Source organism: Candidatus Palauibacter sp. (genome assembly GCF_965197445.1).
Classification (GTDB): Bacteria; Gemmatimonadota; Gemmatimonadetes; order Palauibacterales; family Palauibacteraceae; genus Palauibacter.
On sequence record NZ_CBDANE010000005.1, the window covers coordinates 350,013 to 369,826 of the forward strand.

Annotated in this window: 13 protein-coding genes; 3 read left to right on the forward strand and 10 right to left on the reverse strand. The window is 67.3% G+C overall.

Going from position 1 to position 19,814, the window contains the following annotated elements; genetic code table 11:
- Positions 1-27: 27 nt before the first annotated feature.
- From ACN9M6_RS08830 to ACN9M6_RS08870, 9 genes are all read right to left on the reverse strand, one after another.
- Positions 28-2,793, reverse strand: a complete 2,766-nt coding sequence (locus ACN9M6_RS08830; protein ID WP_419162560.1) for a M16 family metallopeptidase — start codon at positions 2,791-2,793, stop codon at positions 28-30.
- A 54-nt stretch (positions 2,794-2,847) separates the two neighbouring features.
- On the reverse strand, positions 2,848-4,101 hold the full coding sequence (icd, locus tag ACN9M6_RS08835) for an NADP-dependent isocitrate dehydrogenase (protein WP_419162561.1): 1,254 nt from the start codon (positions 4,099-4,101) through the stop codon (positions 2,848-2,850).
- Between the two features lie 189 nt (positions 4,102-4,290).
- A complete protein-coding gene (locus tag ACN9M6_RS08840) occupies positions 4,291-5,385 on the reverse strand; it encodes a PDZ domain-containing protein (protein ID WP_419162562.1) in 1,095 nt (364 codons plus the stop codon).
- Positions 5,379-6,062 (reverse strand): anti-sigma factor family protein, encoded by a 684-nt coding sequence (locus ACN9M6_RS08845; RefSeq protein ID WP_419162563.1) that lies wholly within the window; start codon positions 6,060-6,062, stop codon positions 5,379-5,381. The genes ACN9M6_RS08840 and ACN9M6_RS08845 overlap by 7 nt, the downstream gene beginning before the upstream one ends.
- 38 nt (positions 6,063-6,100) lie before the next feature.
- On the reverse strand, positions 6,101-6,691 hold the full coding sequence (locus ACN9M6_RS08850) for an RNA polymerase sigma factor (RefSeq protein WP_419162564.1): 591 nt from the start codon (positions 6,689-6,691) through the stop codon (positions 6,101-6,103).
- The gene (locus tag ACN9M6_RS08855) at positions 6,688-7,575 is read right to left on the reverse strand and encodes a phosphatase PAP2 family protein (RefSeq protein WP_419162565.1); all 888 of its coding nucleotides are present in this window, start codon (positions 7,573-7,575) and stop codon (positions 6,688-6,690) included. The genes ACN9M6_RS08850 and ACN9M6_RS08855 overlap by 4 nt, the downstream gene beginning before the upstream one ends.
- Positions 7,572-8,528: an NAD-dependent epimerase/dehydratase family protein gene (locus tag ACN9M6_RS08860; protein ID WP_419162566.1), complete on the reverse strand. Its 957-nt coding sequence runs from the start codon at positions 8,526-8,528 to the stop codon at positions 7,572-7,574. The genes ACN9M6_RS08855 and ACN9M6_RS08860 overlap by 4 nt, the downstream gene beginning before the upstream one ends.
- A gap of 23 nt (positions 8,529-8,551) precedes the next feature.
- The gene (locus ACN9M6_RS08865; protein ID WP_419162567.1) at positions 8,552-9,574 is read right to left on the reverse strand and encodes an N-acetyltransferase; all 1,023 of its coding nucleotides are present in this window, start codon (positions 9,572-9,574) and stop codon (positions 8,552-8,554) included.
- Between the two features lie 170 nt (positions 9,575-9,744).
- The gene (locus tag ACN9M6_RS08870) at positions 9,745-10,890 is read right to left on the reverse strand and encodes an aminotransferase class I/II-fold pyridoxal phosphate-dependent enzyme (RefSeq protein WP_419162568.1); all 1,146 of its coding nucleotides are present in this window, start codon (positions 10,888-10,890) and stop codon (positions 9,745-9,747) included.
- A 296-nt stretch (positions 10,891-11,186) separates the two neighbouring features.
- Here ACN9M6_RS08870 and ACN9M6_RS08875 point away from each other — a divergent pair, with 296 nt between their 5' ends.
- Entirely contained in the window at positions 11,187-12,656 is a 1,470-nt protein-coding gene (locus ACN9M6_RS08875; RefSeq protein WP_419162569.1) for a dihydrolipoyl dehydrogenase family protein, read from the forward strand.
- 248 nt (positions 12,657-12,904) lie between these two features.
- Positions 12,905-17,119: an Ig-like domain-containing protein gene (locus tag ACN9M6_RS08880; protein WP_419162570.1), complete on the forward strand. Its 4,215-nt coding sequence runs from the start codon at positions 12,905-12,907 to the stop codon at positions 17,117-17,119.
- 49 nt (positions 17,120-17,168) lie between these two features.
- Here the strand turns inward: ACN9M6_RS08880 and fdhD are convergent, their stop codons facing one another.
- Positions 17,169-18,005: a formate dehydrogenase accessory sulfurtransferase FdhD gene (fdhD, locus tag ACN9M6_RS08885; RefSeq protein WP_419162571.1), complete on the reverse strand. Its 837-nt coding sequence runs from the start codon at positions 18,003-18,005 to the stop codon at positions 17,169-17,171.
- Positions 18,006-18,112: 107 nt separating this feature from the next.
- On the opposite strand from fdhD, the gene ACN9M6_RS08890 reads away from it, so the two are divergent.
- Positions 18,113-19,777 carry an NADH-ubiquinone oxidoreductase-F iron-sulfur binding region domain-containing protein gene (locus ACN9M6_RS08890; protein ID WP_419162572.1) on the forward strand — a complete coding sequence of 555 codons (1,665 nt, stop codon included), beginning with the start codon at positions 18,113-18,115 and terminating at the stop codon, positions 19,775-19,777.
- Positions 19,778-19,814 lie beyond the last annotated feature (37 nt).

Genomic DNA, 19,814 nt, shown 5'->3' on the forward strand with positions numbered 1-19,814 from the left:
CCGGGCGATCTGGCTGCTGGCAGCCCGCTAGGGGACGAGCTTGTTCGCGAAGTCGCCGCCCCGGAAGATGCTCAGTTTCGCGAGGTCGATGTGCCGGCGCATCGCGGCCACGACGTCCTCGGCGGTCAGCGCCTCGATCGCCGCTTCCCGCTCGGCCGTGAAGGTGAGCGGCCGGTCCAGGAAGAGGCTGTTCGCCAGCATGTTCGCGATCGCACCGTCGTTCGCGCGGCTGCTTTGCTGCTGGTCGAGGTAGCCACGCCGAGCGATCTCCAGTTCCTCCTCCGTGAAGCCGTCGGCGAGGGTACGCTCCAGTTCGTCCCTGAACGACGCGGCGACCTTGTCCGCGTTTTCCGGGGCGAAGATGGCGTAGGCGAGGAACGCCGCGTCGTCATCGATGGGGGGTGCCGCGTACTGCGAAGCGACGCCGTAGGATAGGCCTTCCTCGCCACGGATCCGGCTGAACAACCGCGAGTTCATGCCCCCGCCCAGGATGTAGTTGCCCAGAATCAACGCCGGGTAGTCAGGGTGATCGTCCCGCATCCGCACGGCGACGGTCGCCATCATCATGGCGTTCGACTTGTCCGGCGTCTCGATGTCCATGTTGACCGGCTCCACGTCCCGGTATCCTCCGGGGACGCGAGCGTACGGCTCCGCCGCCGTCCAACCGCCGAGCGATTCCTCGATCAGAGGACGGATCTCGCCCGGATCAAAGTCGCCGACGACCGCCATCGTGCCGCCCTGCGCGCCGTAGAAGCCTTCCCAGAACGCGCGGACCTCGTCGACGGCCACGCCCTTGTAGCGTTCGATCTGCTCCTCGAACGTCGGCGAGTAGCGGGGGTGCCCGGGCGGGTGCTGCTCAAGGTGCCGCGAGAGCGCCTGGGGCACGAGCGCCATCGGCTCCGACATCTGTGACTCGATTCCCGCCAGCCGCTCCTCGCGCAGAAGCTCGAACTCCTCTGCATCGAAAGCGGGCTCCCGGAGGATCTCGGCGCCAAGCCGGAGGACGGCCGGCAGGTTCTCGCGAACGGTCGTGAACGAGGCGCTGGCCGTGAGCGCGCTCCCCCCGACACCGCCCTGGGCCTTGAGTCGGTCCAGTTCGTCGGAGATCTCCTGGCGCGTGCGGCTCGTGGTGCCGCGCATCAACATGGCGCCGGCGAAGGAGGCGGCGGTCGCCTGGCCCATGAGAGCGCTCTCCGTCCCGTGACGAAGCGTGAGGCGCACAGTGACCGCTTCGCCGCGGTTCTCCTTGGGCAGGAATGCCACCTTGAGCCCGACCGGAAGTTCGAAGCGCTCGGTCCGGGCCTCGATGTTCTCGATCGTCGGATCAAAGGCCTCGCCCTCCGCCACCGCTTCGCGTCCGGTGTACGAAGCGACCAGCGCACCGACATCCGGCGCCGCCGGAATCTCGGCCCGCGCCGGGGTCTCATCCGCCGGGTAGAAGTAGCCGATGGTTCGATTGGAAGGCTTGAGATAGGTCTGCGCGACCTGGTGCACCGCTTCCGGCGTCACCCGCTCCAGCCGATCGCGGTGCAGGAAGAAGAGGCGCCAGTCACCCATCGACGCCCATTCGCTCAGCTGGAGCGCGATCCCCTGTGGATTGTTGAACGCGAGTTCGATGCTGGAGAGGTAGTCGGTCTTTGCCCGCTCCACTTCCTCTTCGGTGGGCGGCTCATCGACCAATCCCTGGATGGTCGCGAGCAGCGTCTCGGTCGCCTGCTCGAGCGAGTCCTCCTGCCGTACCTCGGCGGCCGCGAGCAGCATGCCCGGTTCGCTGAGCTGGTAGTTGAAAGCGAACGCGCTCGCCGCGAGCCCCGACTCCACCAGCGCCTGGTAGAGACGGCCGGCGGGGCGGGTCGACAGCAGGTGGGTCATCACGTCGACGGCCGCGAACTGCTCGTGCGAGCCCGGCGGCATGTGGTACGCCGCCATCGCGAGCTGAACATCTCCGACCCTCCGCAGCGTCACCGTCCGCTCGCCGTCCTGCGCGGGCTCGGCCGTGTAGGTCGGAAACAGCTGGTTCGTCCCCGTGCGGTCCGGCCGCGGTATCGCGCCGAACTTCTCCGCGATCAGCTCGAGCGCGCGGTCGGTCTCGAACCGCCCGGCGACGACGAGGACCGCGTTGTCCGGCTGGTAGTACTTCCGGTAGAACCCCTGCAACCGGCCGATGGGCACGTTCTCGAGGTCGGCCCGGGCCCCGATCGTCGAGTTGCCGTAGTTGTGCCAGTCGTAGGCAGCCGACAGCACCCGCTTCTGCAGCACGCCCTGCGGGCTGTTCTCCCCGGATTCCCACTCGTTGCGGACAACCGTCATTTCCGAATCGAGATCTTCCTGCGCGATGAACGAGTTCACCATGCGGTCCGCTTCGAGATCCAGAGCCCACTCGAGGTTCTCGTCGGCGTTCTCATCCGTGGCCGGAACGGTCTCGAAGTAGTTCGTGCGATCGAACCACGTCGTCCCGTTGGGGAAGGCGCCGTGCTCGGTCAGCTCCTCCGGGATATCCGGGTGGTTCGGGGTCCCCTTGAACACGAGATGCTCGAGCAGGTGGGCCATCCCCGTCTCACCGTACCCTTCGTGCCGGGAACCGACGAGATAGGTGATGTTCACGGTGATCTGCTGCTTGCTCTGGTCGGGGAAGAGCAGGAAGCGGAGTCCGTTGTCGAGTTGGTACTCGGTGATGCCTTCGACGCTCGCAACTTCCGCGACTCCGGCGGGAAGCTGCGCGTGCGCGATGCCCGGGCCTGCGAGCGCCGAGATCAGCCCCGCGAGCGCCGTGAATTTCTTCGTCCTTGTCATCTCCATCTCCATCCATCCTGGGAACTTCGGGTCGGCACCAGGCCCCGACCTCGCTTACATGTTGTCGATCATCGCCTGGCCGAACTCGCTACACGTGAGGAGCGTCGCTCCTTCCATCAGCCGCTCGAAGTCGTAGGTGACACGCTTCTGGCCGATGGTTTTACCGAGGGAGGATACGATGAGGTCGGCGGCTTCGTTCCACCCGAGGTGACGCAGCATCATCTCGCCCGAGAGAATGACCGACCCGGGATTCACCTTGTCCTGTCCCGCATACTTGGGTGCCGTACCGTGCGTCGCCTCGAAGATCGCGTGGCCGGTCTCGTAATTGATGTTGGCTCCCGGCGCAATCCCAATGCCGCCGACCTGCGCGGCGAGCGCGTCGGAAATGTAGTCGCCGTTGAGGTTCATGGTGGCGATCACGTCGTATTCCGCGGGTCGCGTAAGGATCTGCTGCAGGAACGCGTCCGCGATCACATCCTTGACCACGACTCCGTCGGAGATCCTGCACCAGGGTCCGCCGCCGAACTCCCGGGCCCCGAACTCCTCCCTGGCGAGTTCATAGCCCCAGTCGCGGAAGCCGCCCTCGGTGAACTTCATGATGTTCCCCTTGTGGACGAGCGTGACGCTGCCGGCTCCCCGATCCTGTGCGTAGCGAATGGCGGCGCGGACCAGACGATGCGTCCCCTCCCGGGAGATCGGCTTCACTCCGAAGGAGCTGGTCTCCGGGAAACGGATCGTAGAGACGCCCAGCTGATCGCGCAGGAACCCGAGCAGACGACGGGCTTCGTCGGTGCCGGCTTCCCATTCGATCCCCGCATAGATGTCTTCGGTATTCTCGCGGAAGATCGTCATGTCGACGAGGCCGGGCTCGCGGACGGGCGACGGGACGCCGTCGAACCAGCGCACCGGCCGGACGCATGCAAACAGGTCCAGCTGCTGCCGCAGCGCTACGTTGAGCGACCGGATGCCCCCGCCGACGGGCGTCGTGAGCGGGCCCTTGATCGCAACCAGGTGGTGCCGGATCGCTCGGAGGGTGTCCGCCGGGAGCCAGTCGCCCATCTGATCGAACGCCTTCTGCCCGGCGAACACCTCGAACCACACGATCTCCCTCGCGTCCCCATAGGCTTTCGCGACGGCCGCTTCGAGGACCGTGCGGGCGGCTTGCCAGATGTCAGGGCCCGTGCCGTCTCCTTCGATGAAAGGGATGATGGGACGCGCCGGCACGTGGAGGCGGTCACCCACCAGCCGGATGGGCTCGCCGTCGGCCGGCGTGGCAAGGGTATCGTATGCGGGAGCTGCGTTGGACATGGGGATCTCAAATCGTTCCGGAATTCCGGCCTTCGCGCACCGAAGGCCGGTGGCGGCGGGCAGGGAGAGTACGTCCGGCCGTCAATCCTGACAAACGTATATGTTGTATACATACGCTGTGTACGTATACGCCGCGGTACTGATCTCCAGACGAAGCCGGAACCACCAAGCGGTGCCCTGAGCTTGTTGCTAGCGCCGGGGCCAGGTGTTTCGGATCTCGCGACCACCGCGAATCCAGACGACAGAGAGGGGCTCGCCAGCGGCGGACTCGATTGCGGCAATGAGATCCTCTACCTCACGCATCGGAGCCTCGCCCGCACGCACCAGGAGATCGCCCGGCCGCAGCCCGACGCGCGCGGTGATCGTTCCCGGTACGACCCGAAGCACCAGGAGTCCGTCCAAGCCGTCTCGACCCGAAAACCTGCGCACCGCTTCGAACTCCGCCCCCGCGAAGGTGCGATGGAAACGCGTAGCGAGATCGTCCTCGTCCATAGCGACCCGCGCGAGCTGCGTCATGCCGCGCCGAAACTCTCTGGCTGAGAGGCGTGCGCGGATCTGGCCGACTCTCCGCAGCACACTCGAGAAGTCCCGGTACGCCGACTCGGTCTCCCGCTCCAGATTCTCAAGCAGTTCGCGTCTGAGGTTCTGATGCTCGGGGATCGGACGATCGCGGACGAAGCGCACCTCGAGCCGACCGTTCACTTCCCGCACCGCCGAAGGCTCGATGGCCAGACCGACGTCTTCCGTATCGCGGAACGTGAGGGCGAAACCGACCCGGTCGCTTCCGCTGGGATCGTTCAGCCTCAGCACACGCACAGTCGACTCCGGTGATCCGCTCACGGCGACGATGGTGCGTCGGCCGATCATCGGCACCCGATCCGGATCCGCCGGACGCACGGCGGGAACGACGCGGAACGTGTATGGGTCGCCGGCCCGTGTGACATCGAAAACGATGGCAGTACCCCGCCGGATCGATCCCAGCAGGCCGGGCCAGTTGTCGAGCGTGATGTCCTGACCGTCGATCGCTACGAGCCGGTCTCCGGCGAGAAGCCCCGCGCGGGCCGCCGGGCCGTCCTCCTGCATCTCGCGAATGCGGGTCACGAGCGCGCAGTTCTTCCAGTCCTCCGTGGTTTCCCATCCGCAGTTGTAGCGCTCCTCGACGCGAACCCCCAGCCAGCCCCTCGCGTCGTCTGTCTCGGTGTCCTGTCCGAACCCGGCCCCGGGGACGAGGGCCCCGGCGCTCAGCGCCAGAAGGGGAGCGAACCGGTGCCAGACCGTCACCATGTGCGTGTCCCGCTCGAGCGTCCGAGCTCCTCCGTGAGGCGATCGCGGCGCTCCACGAGTTCGAGAAGAGAGGCACTCGCGAAGAGATCGCCGGGATTCGCGTCGAGGCGCTCGCGGAGCGCCCGAATCGCGCCCTCCAGCCTCGCCAGCAATTGAGCCGTCTCGATGGGATCTCTCTGGAGTCCCGCCCCCGATCCCGCGTCCGTCACGACTTCTCCCACCTGTCGGAGCGGGGCTCGCAGGGACTCTATCTGATTCAACCCATCCAGCATCGTGCGCTGGTCGGCGGGCGAGACGACGGTCGGCAGGTCGGCCGTGGTCGCCGCGGGCCGTCCGGTCGTGAACTGCAGTCCCGCGATGACCCCACCCGCAAACAGGACGAGCGCGGCAGCGGCCTGAAGCGGCCCCGGGACGAGAAGCCGTCGGGCAAGGTGACCCCCGATGGGGAAGCTGCGCCGCGCCGATTCGCCCGCATCCAGCGCGGCCTGGATCGAGGCCCACTCGCCTCGCGGCGCCCTCTCGTCGGGGAGCGCCGACAGGGCCATGCGCAGACGGCTCAATCTCTCGAACTCCGCCTGGCAGTCCTCGCACGTTTCGAGGTGAGCCTGGCAGTCGTGGTCCGCCCAGGGTTCGTCGAGCAGCGCCGAAATGCGTTCGGCATTCATATGTTCTGTCATCTCATGCATCCTGTTCGACTCTTTGTCGGAACCCTCACTCAGAGACGCGCTTGGTCGTGTGCCCCGTCGTTCCCGGAGTCCACCGGCGCAATCAGTTGTCGCATTCGCGCACGCGCCTTGTGCAGCTGCGACTTCGAAGTCCCCGGCGAACAGCCGAGGGCCTCCGCGATATCCCGGTGCGTCCACCCTTCCACGTCGTGCATCACGAGGACCCTCCGATACCCCGGCGGCAGCTGGTCGAGCGCCTTCGTCAGGACTCGGCGCGTCACAATCACCTCATCGTGCGCCCTCGCCACGCGCGGAAGTTCCGCGGCCGACTCGACCGGCCGACGCCGGGACGATCGGCGCAGCCGGTTCAGCGCCACGTTCGTGGCCAGCCGGTAGAGCCACGTGCCGAACGCCGCGTCGCCCCGGAACAGGTGGAGCTTCTCGAACGCGCGGATCCACGCCTCCTGGGAGAGGTCCTCCGCCAGGTGGTCATCGCCCACCAGCCGCCGGATGACCGTGTAGACGCGACGCGCGTGGAGTTCGTACAACTCCCCCATCGCGGATCGCTCTCCCGCTTTGGCACGGGTGATCAGATCGCGTTCTTCCACTTCATCCCTCGCGAGGGTCGTCTCCGAGATCATCCCTTCTGATGCCGTGACTCGGGCCGCGGGTTGCCCGGACCGCTCGACCGGAACCCGGTCCCGTAGACGGCGAGGCAGACCGCCAAGGCCAGGATGGCCCCGCCCAGAGCGTCCGCCGCGTAGTGAAAGCGACCGTACACTGTCCCGATCGTCAATGCGATCTCGGGGACGATGAGCAGCCAGAACCAGCGTGGGTCCTCGCGACCGGCCGCCACCACCGCGGCCAGGGAGGCCGCGATGTGTGAGCTGGGAAATGCCGTCCCCTTCGACGACCCGGTCTCGAGAATCCCGTGCACGAGCCGGTACAGAGTCCCGTCGCCGATCTCGCCGCCGATTCGTACAAACTCGTACCGGGGACCCGCGACAGGGAAGAACGTGAAGATGAGGTACGAGACGAAGAACGCCGCGGCCACGGCGAAGGCGGTCCGATGCAGTGCGTCGAATCCCCGGGTCCGGTACACGCCGACCAGTGCGGCGGGGACGATCGCATAGTAGGCAAAATAGCCCAGGTGCAGAACCTCTGAGAATGGGAGCCACGGCAGAAGCGTGCTCAGCTCCATGCTCGGCTGCACGCTGAACATCGCCGCATCCCACCGCTGCACGGTGGTGTCGAAGTAACGCTGCGTGAAGAACCGGTTCAGCACAGCGAGTTCCGCGTATAGTGCCGGCGTGAGGAGTACCGCATACGACGCCCGGATGACCCCGCCAAGTCCGGCCCGCGGATGCCACGACGCCAACCGGATGATCCCGAAGATGAAGAGCCCGTGGGCGGCGGCGATCCCGGCCCCCGGCAGGCCTCCGAACAGCAGGACCGCGAGACCGGTCGCCGCGAAGTACCCGATGGACAGCCGGTCGAGGGCCAGAAGCCCCGGGCGACCGGTCAAAGCCAGCCCGCTTTGCGATACCACTCGGCGGTTAGCGCCAATCCCTCCGTGATGCCGACGCGCGGGCACCACGGGTCGAGCTGTCGTCGACTCGGCCCGACGTCACAAGTCCAGGCGTGCACGGCCAGATCCCGGGCACGTCTGCGGTCCATCGCCGGCGTCGTTCCCGCGCAGCGGGATCCGAACTCCAGGAGCGCTCCGATGGTCAGGAACAGCGCGGGCGGCACGCGGACGACCCGGCCGGCGCGCCCCACAGCCGTCATCAGACTACGTGCCACCTCGTTCCAGGAGTGGGACGCCGCCGCGGCGATGGGGAGCGGATCGGGCGATGGCCCAGCGTCCAGGGCGGCCAGCACCGCCGAGACGACGTCGGAGACGAACACCGGCTGCAGGCGGGCACCGCTGCCTGGGATCACGATCCACCCTCGAGCCGCGAACTTGAACAGGGGCAACAGATCCGGGTCGCGTGGGCCGTAGACGCCCCCGGGCCTGAGGACCGCAATCTCCATGGAGCCGCCCAGCTCGCTCAGCGCCCGCTCCGCCACCGCCTTCGACCGGCCGTAGGGGCTTACCGGTCCGTCCCGGCCGTCCGGGCCCCGAGCCGCGAGGCTGCTGATGAAGATGAAGCGCCGGATGCCGGCGTCGGCCGCCGCGCGGGCCAGCCTCCCGGTCCCGGTCGCATTCACGGCCATGAACTCGGTCTCGTTCCGAGCGCGGGTCAATGCGCCGCAATGCACGACCGCGTTGCATGCCGCCAACGCGTCAACGGCCTCCAGGCCACCGCCCGACGGCCCGAGATCGAGCTCGACTGTATCGATTCCGAGCCGGTCGAGCCGGCGCGTGTCGCTACTTCGGCGCACGCTGGCCGTGACGTGGTGCCCCGCGCCGACGAGGGCATCGGCAAGATGGCTGCCCAGGAACCCCGTGCCCCCCGTCAGAAAGATCGATGACATGGTAAAGCGATCAGGTAAAGCGACTACAGAGGCGCTTCGTAGAGGCGGTACGTGCGGTAGACCCGGCCTCCCAGCCGTGCGATGGCCGCGTTCATCTTGTGGTTGTCCTCGAGAATCCAGGACTGCTCCGCCTCATGGATCCCGGCCGCGGTTCCGTTCCGGAACATCGCCAGATAGAACAGCGCGTCTACGCCCTTCCCCCTCCACCGTTCGAGGAGTCCGAGGATCAGCACGCGCATCGACGTGATCTTCCGCTTATGGATGAGTGCCTTGAGGATCCCGAAGGGGAAGAGTCTGCCGTTCATCCTCTTGAGGATCTGGTTGAAGTCCGGGATCGCGAGCGCGAACCCGATCGTCTCTCCCTCCGGGGTTTCCGCGAACAGCGCCAGCTCCGGGTTGAGGATCGGCTTGAGTTCGACGGCCATGTGATCGATCTCGGCGTCCGTCATGGGCACGAACCCCCAGTTCTTCTCCCAGGCGGCGTTGTAGATGTGTCGGATGAGGGCGAGTTCTTCCTCGAACCTCGACATGTCCAGCGTGCGTATCCTGATCCTGTAGCGCCGGGTGACGAGCTTCTCGGCTCGAAACATGTGTTCCGGCCAATGACCTTCGACCATATGCCAGGCGTAGAGATCCTTGACCTTGCGCAGCCCGGCGCTCTCGAGCAGGGCGGGATAGTACGGGGGGTTATAGGCCATGAGAACCACCGGCGGCCCCCTGTCTCCATCGACCAGGAGGCCGCACGTCTCGTTGGTGGAAAAGCTGGTGGGCCCCCGCATCGCCGCGAGACCACGCTCGCGCAGCCACCCCCGCACCGCGCGCAACAGGGCCTCTGCCACCTCGGGATCGTCGACGCACTCGAACCAGCCGAAGAAGCCCACGGCTTCGTCGTGGATCTCCTCGTGTTTGCGGTTCCGGATGGCGCAGATCCGGCCGACGACCTCGTTACCGCGGAAGGCGAGGTAAGGCTGGACTTCGGAATGAAGATGAAACGGATGCTTCTCAGGGTCGAAGGCGGCTTGAACATCCCTCTTCAGAGGGGGCACCCAGTTCGGGTCGTCTCCATAGATCGACCATGGCAGATCTATGAATCGTTTCAGATCAGCCCGGGTTTCGACCGGTGCGACGCGAAGCGAGGAAGCTGAGTTCGTCATGGCTCACGACTTCAATGGTAACGGCTCAGGGCCTGACGGGCGTCGAGCCGAGGGGCGCGGAGTCAGACTACGTTGAGCTTCTTCCCGACTCGCTCCACCTGCTCGAGCACGAAATCGAGCTCATCGTCGGTGTGCGTGGCCATGTAGCTCGTTCTCAGGCGGCAGCTGCCCTCGGGGACCGCCGGTGGAACGACCGGGTTGGTGAAGACCCCCGCCTCGAACAAGGCGCGCCAGAACTGGAACGTCTTCTCCATGGGGCCGATGAGGATGGGCACGATCGGGGTCTCCGTCGGACCGATATCGAACCCGATAGACTTGAATCCCTCCATCATCTTCCGGGTGTTCTTCCACAACTGCTCCCGGCGCTCCGGCTCGCTGCGGATGATCTCGAGCGCCTTCAGCACGGTGGCCGCGGAAGCGGGGGGCATGCTCGCGCTGAAGATGAGGGCACGAGCGTTGTGCTGGATATAGTCGATGACGTCCGCGCGACCCGCACAGAACCCGCCGATCGAGGCGAACGACTTGGAGAATGTGCCGAGGATCAGGTCTACTTCGTGGGTGAGTCCCCAGTGCTCGGCGGTGCCGGCCCCGGTCTCGCCCAGGACCCCCACCGCGTGCGCGTCGTCCACGAGCAGCGCCACGCCGTACTCGCGCCGCATCTCGACGAGGCTCGGCAGATCGGCGATGTCCCCTTCCATGCTGTAGACACCGTCCACCGCGATCAGCTTGCCGCGCGAGGGGTTTTCGGCTTCGAGCATGCGGCGCAGCGTGGTGAAGTCGTTGTGGTTGAATCGCCGCGTGCGCCCGAGCCCCATGCGGACGCCGTCCTGAAGGCTGGCGTGGTCGAACTTGTCGATGAAGACGGTGTCAGCGCGTCCGATGAGCGCGCCGAGCGTACCCAGATTGGTCTGGTAGCCGGTCGAGAATACGAGCGCAGCCTCCATGCCCACGAAGTCTGCCAACTCGGCCTCCAACCGCTCGTGGAGATCGAGGTTCCCGTTCAGGAAGCGGCTTCCCGTATTGCCGCTGCCGAAGGTGTTCAGTGCTTCGCGGGCCGCCTCGAGAATGCGCGGATCGTGGGTGAGCCCCATGTAGTTGTTGGAGCCCACCATGATCTTGCGGGCGCCCTTGATGACGACCCAGGTGTCGTGCGAGGCCTGGATGGGCATGAAATACGGATACAGACCTGCCTCGCGGAGGCCGTTCACCGTCGCTAATTCACGACACTTGGCGAGGATCGGAGGCGGCTCCGAATGGGCTCTGGCCGAGCCCCCGGACCGTGACACCGCAGCTTGAAATGTGGAATTCGACACAACGCGAAGCTAATCGCGAATCGGGACCCCGGGCAAGCAAAATAAGGACCCTTGCCCGGTGACGGACTTCGGTCGCGCATGAACGTGGGGCGTGGCGTGGTGTAGTTGCGCTCACGGCGACCTGCCGCGGGCGAGTCTCGCCGCACGTCGCTGGCGTGCGGATCGGGTGACCCATCGAACGGGGAGGGATCGTGGCTCGGGACGACATTTTCGACATCGTGGCCATAGGAGGGGGCACGGCGGGTCTGGTGACGGCTGCCGGGAGCGCGGGGTTGGGGGCGCGTGTCGCGCTGATCGAACGCGACCGCCTCGGCGGCGACTGCCTGTGGACGGGCTGCGTGCCTTCCAAGGCCCTCATCAGCTCGGCGCGTGTCGCGCATCACTTCCGTGACGCCGCCGCGCACGGCCTGCGGGCCGTCCAGCCGGCGATCGAAGGCGCCGACGTGCTCGCCAGCGTCCGTGACGTTCGGGCCCGGATCGAGCCACACGACGACCCGGAGCGCTTCCGGGCCATGGGCGTCGATGTCGTGGAAGGTGCGGCGCGCTTCATCTCTCCGCACGAGGTCGAGGTGGGCGGCCGCCGTCTGCGCGGGCGTCGTTTCGTCATCGCCACCGGCTCGCGGGCCGCCGTGCCGCCGATTCCCGGGCTGGAAGAGGCGGGATACTTCACGCACGCGGAGGCCTTCGACCGCGACACGATTCCGGGCTCGCTGGCCGTCGTGGGCGGGGGCCCGATCGGCGTCGAACTTGCACAGGCGTTCCGACGGCTGGGGGCCGAGGTCACGATCGTCGAGCTGCTCGATCGGCTCATGTTGCGTGAAGAGCCCGAACTCGCGGAATTGCTGACGAGCAGGCTTCGCGGCGAGGGCATCGAGATCCGGACCGGGCGCGTCGTGACGCGCGTCGGCCGGGCGGGAGGCCGTCGGCGCGTCACCATAGCGCGCGCCCGGGGCGGGGCGGGGCACGGCGCGGCGGCCGCGACCGAGACGTTCGAGGTGGATGAGGTCCTCGTGGCCGCCGGGCGGGCGCCGAACACAGAGGCCATGGGGCTGGACGCGGCGGGCGTGGAGACCTCGAAGGGCTGGGTCACCGTCGACTCGAAGTTGCGGACGTCCCGGAAGCACATCTTCGCCGCGGGCGACGTGATCGGCGGCTTTCTGTTCACGCACGTCGCCGACCACGAAGCGCGCACGGTAGTGCAGAACGCGCTCTTCCCAGTGCGCGCGAACATCGACTACGGCGTGATCCCGTGGTGCACCTACACCGAGCCCGAACTCGCGCACGTGGGGCTTACCGAAGCCGAGGCCGTGGATCGCCATGGATCCGCAGTGTCCGCGCACGTGTACGACATCGGGAACTTGGACCGCGCCATCGCGGAGCGCGCCGCGGTGGGGAGGGTGAAGATCGTCGTCGGGAAGGGCGGTTCCATCCTTGGAGGACACATCCTCGCGCCAGACGCGGGGACGATGATCGCGGAGATTTCGCTCGCCATGAAGGCGGGGGTGAAGCTGGGGACGCTCGCTTCGCTGGTCCATCCCTACCCGACGATGAGCGAGGGTGTGAAGCGTACCGCCGACGCCTACCGCCGATCGACGCTGACGGGATGGAGGAAGGCCGCGGTCGACCTCGCGCTCAGAGTCGGGAGATCGATGCCGCCCTGAGCGGGTCCATGCATCTCGCCGAGCATAACCCCTCATCTTTTGCGGTGCCCCGCGTGCCTTGGGGCGTTATTGTGCCGCGCAATGTATCGTGTTATCGGACGTAACCTCCTGCAGGGCTTGGAGGTTCCGGGTTCAACGTCGAGCGGGCAGCGGATTGGATGTCTTTCTCCAGCAGAATGGGACCGTCCGGCCTGGCAGCCGGGCAGGGGTCATGTCGGCGGCCCCGGACCGTTGCAGTCCTTGTTTCGGTGATCGCGCTGCTGTCGTGCGGGGAGGACACCACCGCCCCGCCTCCGCCTCCGCCTCCGCCACCTCCGGAGCCCGTCCGGCCTGCGTCGCTCTCGATCAGTCCGTCCGACCTGCGCTTCGAGGCGCTTGGAGATACGGCTCTCCTCGTCGCCGAGGTGCGGGACCGGAACGGTCAGGTCGTAAGCGGCGCTGCCGTGACGTGGGAGAGCGGCGATCCGGCCGTGGCAACGGTGGACGCCACGGGTCTTGCGACGGCCGTCGCTAACGGCACGGTCTCCATCACTGCCACGGCGGAGACGGCTTCGGGCGCCGCCAGGGTGACGGTGGCTCAGGTCGTGGCCGCCCTCGAGGTGTCGCCGTCCACGGTCCGGCTGGCGCTCGACGACTCACTCCGTCTGGCGGTGGAGGCCTCGGATGCCAACGGTCATCCGGTGACCGATCCCGGTCTGGTCTGGCATTCCACCGACGAATCGATCGCGACCGTGGACGCTACGGGGCTTGTCATCGGCGTCGGCATCGGGATGGCGACGGTCCGCGCGACGTCCGGCGCGGCCTCGGCCGATGCGGGCGTGGAGGTGCTGTCCGGCGCGGATGCGGATCGACTCGTCCTGACCACACTCTACGAGGTCACGGACGGACCGGGCTGGATCAACGACGAAAACTGGCTGACGGACCTCCCGCTCGCGGACTGGCGCGGCGTCGGCGTTGACGCGGGAGGACGCGTCTCGGAACTGGATCTCGAGGCCAACCACCTCGTCGGTCCGATACCGACCGAACTGAGCCGCCTCAAGCGCCTCAGAGAGTTGACGCTGATCCGCAACAGCCTGAGCGGTGCGATCCCGCCCGAACTCGGCGCGCTGGCGAACCTCGAGATTCTGGGCCTCGGAATAAACCGGTTGACCGGCCCTCTCCCCCCGGAACTCGGGAAGCTCTCCAATCTCAGGGAACTCCACGTCTACAGGACCTCGCTAAGCGGCCGCATCCCGGGCGAGCTCGCGAATCTCGACCGCCTGGAGAAGTTCGTCGTCTATTGGACCGACATCGCGGGCCCCATCCCCCAGGCTTTTCTCCGCCTCGAACACCTGAAGGAAGTGGCCGCGTTGCGGACGCCCATCTGTGTCCCGGGCACGACCGCCTTCGCTCGCTGGCTGGAGGACATCCGAATCTCGGAGTTCGAGACGTACTGCAACCGGACGGATGTAGCGGTGCTGACCGGGCTGTATCGGACCACTAGCGGCGAGAACTGGCGTCGTTCCAGCGGTTGGGGCGCGGGCGTCGTGCTCGAGACCTGGCACGGCGTGCGTGCCGACTCCCTGGGCCGCGCGGTGGCCCTCGACCTGACTGATAACCGCCTCGAGGGGCGCCTCCCTGGCTCCCTGGGACAGCTGACCCGGCTCACGGAGCTGCGCCTCGGCGACAACGGGCTGACGGGGCCGCTTCCCCTTGCGCTCGCGAAACTGCCGCTGCGGGAGTTCCGCTACGTCGACACCGAACTGTGCGTCCCGGACGATGAACGCTTCCGCGACTGGTTGGGAGGCCTCGCGTCGCACGACGGCCCGGGCCTGCAGTGCTCCCTCTCGTATCGGGAGATTCTGGAGACGCTCTATTACGCCACCGATGGCCCGAACTGGAAGCGGAGCGACAACTGGCTTACGAACGAACCGCTGGATGCCTGGTACGGCGTGGACGCGGACACGACCGGCGTGCGGGGCCTGAACCTCCACGAGAACGGCCTGGCCGGGGAAATCCCGGCGGAACTCGGCAGGTTCTCCACACTGCAGGTCCTGGACCTTAGGGACAACCGGTTGCGCGGCTCCATACCGTCCGATCTCGGCGGCCTTGCCAGTCTTCGCTGGCTGTGGCTCCACGGGAACCGGCTGGAAGGCGAGATTCCACCGGAACTCGGCAGCCTCGCCGCGCTGCGTCATCTGTGGCTTGGTGAGAATCTGCTTGAGGGCGTCATACCGTCCGAATTCGGGAACCTTGGCGACCTCAGAGACCTCGAACTCTTCTCGAACCGGTTGACGGGTTCGATTCCGTCGACCCTCGGCAGCCTCTCATCCCTGACATCGCTCCGCGTCGCGAACAACGACCTCACGGGTCCCATCCCCGCCGAACTCGGCCGCCTCGCAAATCTCGAGCGGATGTCCCTCTGGGGTAACGACCTGTCCGGCCCCATCCCCGCCGAAGTCGGTAACCTCGGCAATCTCTCCGTTCTGTGGCTCCTCGAGAACGCCCTGACGGGCCCGATTCCCTCGGAGCTGGGGGGTCTGGCGAACCTGACGCAGCTTTGGCTGAACGATAACGAACTCACCGGTTCGATCCCGTCGGAACTGGGGGGTCTCGCGAACCTTCGACATCTCAGGGCTGGGAATAACGAACTGACTGGCCCAATCCCGCCGGAACTGGGCGACCTCCCCGAACTCGAGACGCTCTATCTGGGGTCGAATGCGTTGACGGGGCCGATCCCGCCGGAATTGGGCTCACTAGCCTCCCTCACCTGGCTGGACCTGTCTGCGAATCGCCTCTCGGGTGCGCTACCCGCCGAACTGGGAGACCTGGAGAAGCTCGGCGGGCTCGTCCTGAACGACAATCCGGGGCTCGCCGGTCCGGTCCCCTTGTCCCTGGGGAGTCTTCGGTCGGTCTACGGGTTCCTGGCCGGCGGTACGGATCTTTGCGCTCCGGCGGACCCCACCTTCATCGCGTGGCTGGAGGGCCGCCCCCAGCGCCGGTTGGCACGCTGTGTCGAGGCTGGAGCGGCGGCATCGGCGGCGTATCTGGTCCAGGCGATCCAGTCGCGGACACACCCCGTCCCGTTGATCGCCGACGATCCCGCCCTCCTGCGGGTCTTTGTAGCCGCCCCCGACGCCGGCGGCGCGACGATTCCGCCGGTTCGCGCGCGATTCTACCACGGCGGGGAGGAAGTGCATCGGGTGGACATCGCCGCCGGGACCTGGGAGATCCCGGCCGCTGTGGACGAAAGCTTGCTCGATCGATCCTCGAACCGGGAAGTGCCGGGCTGGGTCATCCAGCCGGGACTGGAGATGGTGGTCCAGATCGACCCGGAGGAGACGCTGGATCCAGGGCTCGGCGTACCGAACCGCATCCCCGCCGAGGGGCGTTCCCGCATCGAGGTGCTCGCGATGCCCCCGCTCGATCTGACGGTGGTTCCGATGTTGTGGAGCGTGGTGCCGGATTCGTCGATCCTCGACCTCACGGAGGGTCTCTCCACGGACGGCGAGCTTCTGGCGCCCGTGGGGTCGCTGCTCCCGGTCGGGGAGTTCACCGTCGCCGTGCACGATCCCGTCGTGACGGAGAGCCGGAGCACCCTCGACCTGCTGGTAGAGACCTGGGTGATCCGGCACCTGGAGGGAGGGACCGGCTATTACCTGGGCACGATGGCGGAGCCATCCGTTTCGGTGGGCGTGGCGTACAATGGCTTCCCCGTCAGCTTCGGGGCACCGGACCGGTATACCTGGGTGCACGAGCTGGGCCACAACATGAGCCTCTCTCACGCGCCCTGCGGGGGTGCCGGCGGCGCCGATCCGGCATTCCCGCACGCGGAGGGAGCGAGCGGCGCCTGGGGGTACAACTTCGAGCGGCGAGAGCTGGTCCACCCGGATGTCCCGGACCTGATGGGCTACTGCGAGCCGAACTGGATCAGCGACTACTTCTTCACGCACGCGGCGCAGTTCCGACGTTACTACGAACTCGCCGCGGGCGCGGCGGCGGCGGCCCGGACCCGAACGCTGCTGCTGTGGGGAGGGATCGAGCCGGACGGAGCACCGTTCCTCGAACCATCGTTCGTCGTCGATGCGCCCGTCGCCCGCCCGCCATCGGGCGGCGGTTACGAACTCAGGGGCACCGCGGGGGACGGTCGCGTGCTGTTTTCGATGCGCTTCGAGATGCCCGAAGTAGTCGACGGCCATGGCGGGTCGCGTTTCGCGTTCGCCCTCCCGGTCGAGCCGGAGTGGGGCGAGTCGCTGGCGAAGGTGACGCTCTCGGGGCCCGGCGGCACGGCCACGTTGGACGGGGAGACGGATGCGCCCTTGGCCATCGTCCGTGACCGGTCCAGCGGCCAGGTGCGCGGCATCCTGCGCGGGCCGCTCACGGACGACCTCGCGCACGCGTCCGCCGCCAACCTTCTCGCCGATCCGGATGTCGAGGTGCTGGTGAGCCGCGGCCTGCCGGGGCGGGAGGGCTGGAGGCGCTGACGCGCGCAACAGGACCCCGGTCGCGCGGGCAACCGGGCGCGCCGCGTGGTCAGCGGACGCGGTGGCGGCCCGTGTAGATGTTGAACCCGGTCGGCTTGGCGAAGCCGGCCAGCGTCATCCCGAACTCCTTCGCCACGTCCACCGCGAGGCTGGACGGCGCGCCGACCGCCACCACGATCGGAATGCCGGCGGCGAGCGCCTTCTGCATGATCTCGAAGGAGGCACGGCCGCTCACGGCCAGCACGGTGTCGCCGAGGGGAAGGGCTCCGCCGAGGAATCGGTCACCGATCACCTTGTCGAGCGCGTTATGGCGTCCGACATCCTCGCGGAGCAGTTGAAGTTCGCCGCGGAGGTCGAAGAGGCCGGCCGCGTGAAGTCCGCCCGTGCGTTCGAACACGGGCTGTCGGCTGCGGAGCGCTTCCGGCAGGGAGCGGACGATCTCTTCCGTCACGGTCGGGCCCTCCGCCGGTATCGGCGCGCAGCCCTGAATCTCGATCGCCTCCAGCGAGGCCTTCCCGCAGACCCCGCAACTCGATGTCGTGTAGAAGTTGCGGTTCAGCTCCGCCGGGTCGAAGCGCGCCGTCTCGCTAAGATGTGCCGTGACGATGTTGTATTCCTGCGTCTCGACGTCCGCGCAGTAGCGAAGGTCGGCCACATCGGGACGTCCCGTGAGGAGACCCTCGGAGAAGAGGAACCCGGCGGTGAGGTCGAAATCGTCTCCCGGCGTGCGCATCGTCACGGCCACCTGGTGCTCTTCTCCGGCCGCGGTCACGATGCGGATCTCGAGCGGCTCCTCGACGGCCACGGCATCCCGGCGGCGGCGGCGGGAGGCCTCGGAGACGCGATCGATGTCGACGCGGGCGGTGTTTCGGCGGGGTCTCATCATAGGGCGAAGGTACAGTTGCGACGGCGGGGGCGCCGCAGCAACGCACCCGTCCCCGCTGTGGAAACGCTTCGTTGCCGCCTCTCGGCTCGTCGGGTAACTATGACAGCATGAACACGCCTTCCGATGCGGACCTCATCGCGAAATGGCGCGATGAGTCCGCTCCCCTGCTCCCGCTTCTGCACGCGTTTCACGAGCGCGATGGGCACCTGTCCGAGGAGGCGCTGCGTACGATCTCCGACGATCTCCGGATCCCGATCGCCGACCTGTTCGGCACGGTGACGTTCTACCATCACTTCGCGCGTAAGCCTGGGGGGCGGGGGCACCCGCGGGTATGCACGGGGCCGGTATGCGCGCTCCGGGGCGCCGACGAACTGCTGGCCGGGTTACCCGGGGCGCTTCCCATGCCTTGCCCGGGGCGCTGCGACGAGCCGATCCCGGTGCTGGAACGAGATCAGGTTCGCTGCGGCGCGACCGTCGAGGGACTCTCGTTTCGGCCTTCACCTCTCCCTCCCGACCCGCCCGCCGGCATCGAGGAGTGTGTGTTCGCGCACATCCGCGCGCCGGACCGGGCCACACTGGCGGGGTATCGGGCGACCGGCGGCTATTCGGGCCTCGCGGCGGCGCTCGATGGGCGCCCGGAGGAGGTCCTGGAACTCCTCGACGCGAGTGGTCTCGCGGGGCGGGGCGGTGCCGGGTTCCCCACCGGCCGGAAGTGGCGGGCCGTGGCGGAGGCCGCCGGCGAGCCGAAGACCATCGTGTGCAACGCCGACGAGGGCGAGCCGGGCTGCTTCAAGGACCGGGCGCTCATGGATTACGATCCGCACGCGGTCATCGAGGGGATGGTGGCCGCCGGTTTCGCCACGGGGGCCACGCGAGGCTTCATCTACCTCCGATACGAGTACCCGGAGACGTTTTACATCCTCGAGAGAGCCCTCGACGAGGCCCGGGCCGAGGCATTCATCGGGCCTGCCGCCTTCGGACCGGGGCGGCCGTTCGACCTCTGGGTGCGGCGCGGCGCGGGCGCATACATCTGCGGCGAGGAGACATCCCTCCTCAACAGCCTCGAGGGCAAGCACCCGTTCCCGCGCAACCGCCCGCCCTTCCCGGTGACACACGGATACGAGAACCTCCCCACCGTGGTGAACAACGTCGAAACCCTGGCTTCGATACCACACATCCTCGTGCACGGCGCCGACTGGTACCGGGGACTCGGTATCGGCGAACACGCCGGCACCAAGGTGATTTCGCTCTCGGGCGACGTGACACGCCCGGGAAACTACGAAGTCCCCATGGGCTTCCCGCTGATGACGCTGATCGACGAGTGGGCCGGCGGTGTGCCCCGGAGCCGCGGGATCCAGGCGGTCACAATGGCCGGTCTGTCGGGCGGCTTTCTGGCTGGAGAGGACCTCGAGGTCACCCTGGACGAGCCCGGTATCCGGTCGAAGGGTTCGTTCCTGGGCGCGGGCGGGATCATGGTCTTCGACGACTCGCGAGACATGGTGGAGGTCGCGCATTCCGCCATGGAGTTCTTCGCCGAGGAATCATGCGGCAAATGCTTCCCCTGCCGCATCGGCACGCAGCGACTCACCGAACGACTGCACGGCGAGGGTCCATCGGAGGTCGGCGACTGGGTTGATGAAGTCCATGATCTTGGCGTAACGATGAAGGAAACGAGTGCCTGCGGGCTGGGGCAGGCGGCCCCTCTCATCACGGAGAGCCTGCTCCGCTATTTCCCGGATCGCGTGTCAAAGCACGTGCTGACCTCCCGATAGGGGCCGACACACCGGATTTGTCGCATTGGCCCGGGAT

Bases quoted from the DNA above. Each gene is read 5' to 3' on its own strand.
- ACN9M6_RS08845 (WP_419162563.1), bottom strand. From the start codon at position 6,062: ATGACAGAACATATGAATGCCGAACGCATTTCGGCGCTGCTCGACGAA.
- fdhD (WP_419162571.1), bottom strand. From the start codon at position 18,005: ATGATGAGACCCCGCCGAAACACCGCCCGCGTCGACATCGATCGCGTC.
- ACN9M6_RS08850 (WP_419162564.1), bottom strand. From the start codon at position 6,691: ATGATCTCGGAGACGACCCTCGCGAGGGATGAAGTGGAAGAACGCGAT.
- ACN9M6_RS08860 (WP_419162566.1), bottom strand. From the start codon at position 8,528: ATGTCATCGATCTTTCTGACGGGGGGCACGGGGTTCCTGGGCAGCCAT.
- ACN9M6_RS08890 (WP_419162572.1), top strand. From the start codon at position 18,113: ATGAACACGCCTTCCGATGCGGACCTCATCGCGAAATGGCGCGATGAG.
- ACN9M6_RS08840 (WP_419162562.1), bottom strand. From the start codon at position 5,385: ATGGTGACGGTCTGGCACCGGTTCGCTCCCCTTCTGGCGCTGAGCGCC.
- ACN9M6_RS08830 (WP_419162560.1), bottom strand. From the start codon at position 2,793: ATGACAAGGACGAAGAAATTCACGGCGCTCGCGGGGCTGATCTCGGCG.
- icd (WP_419162561.1), bottom strand. From the start codon at position 4,101: ATGTCCAACGCAGCTCCCGCATACGATACCCTTGCCACGCCGGCCGAC.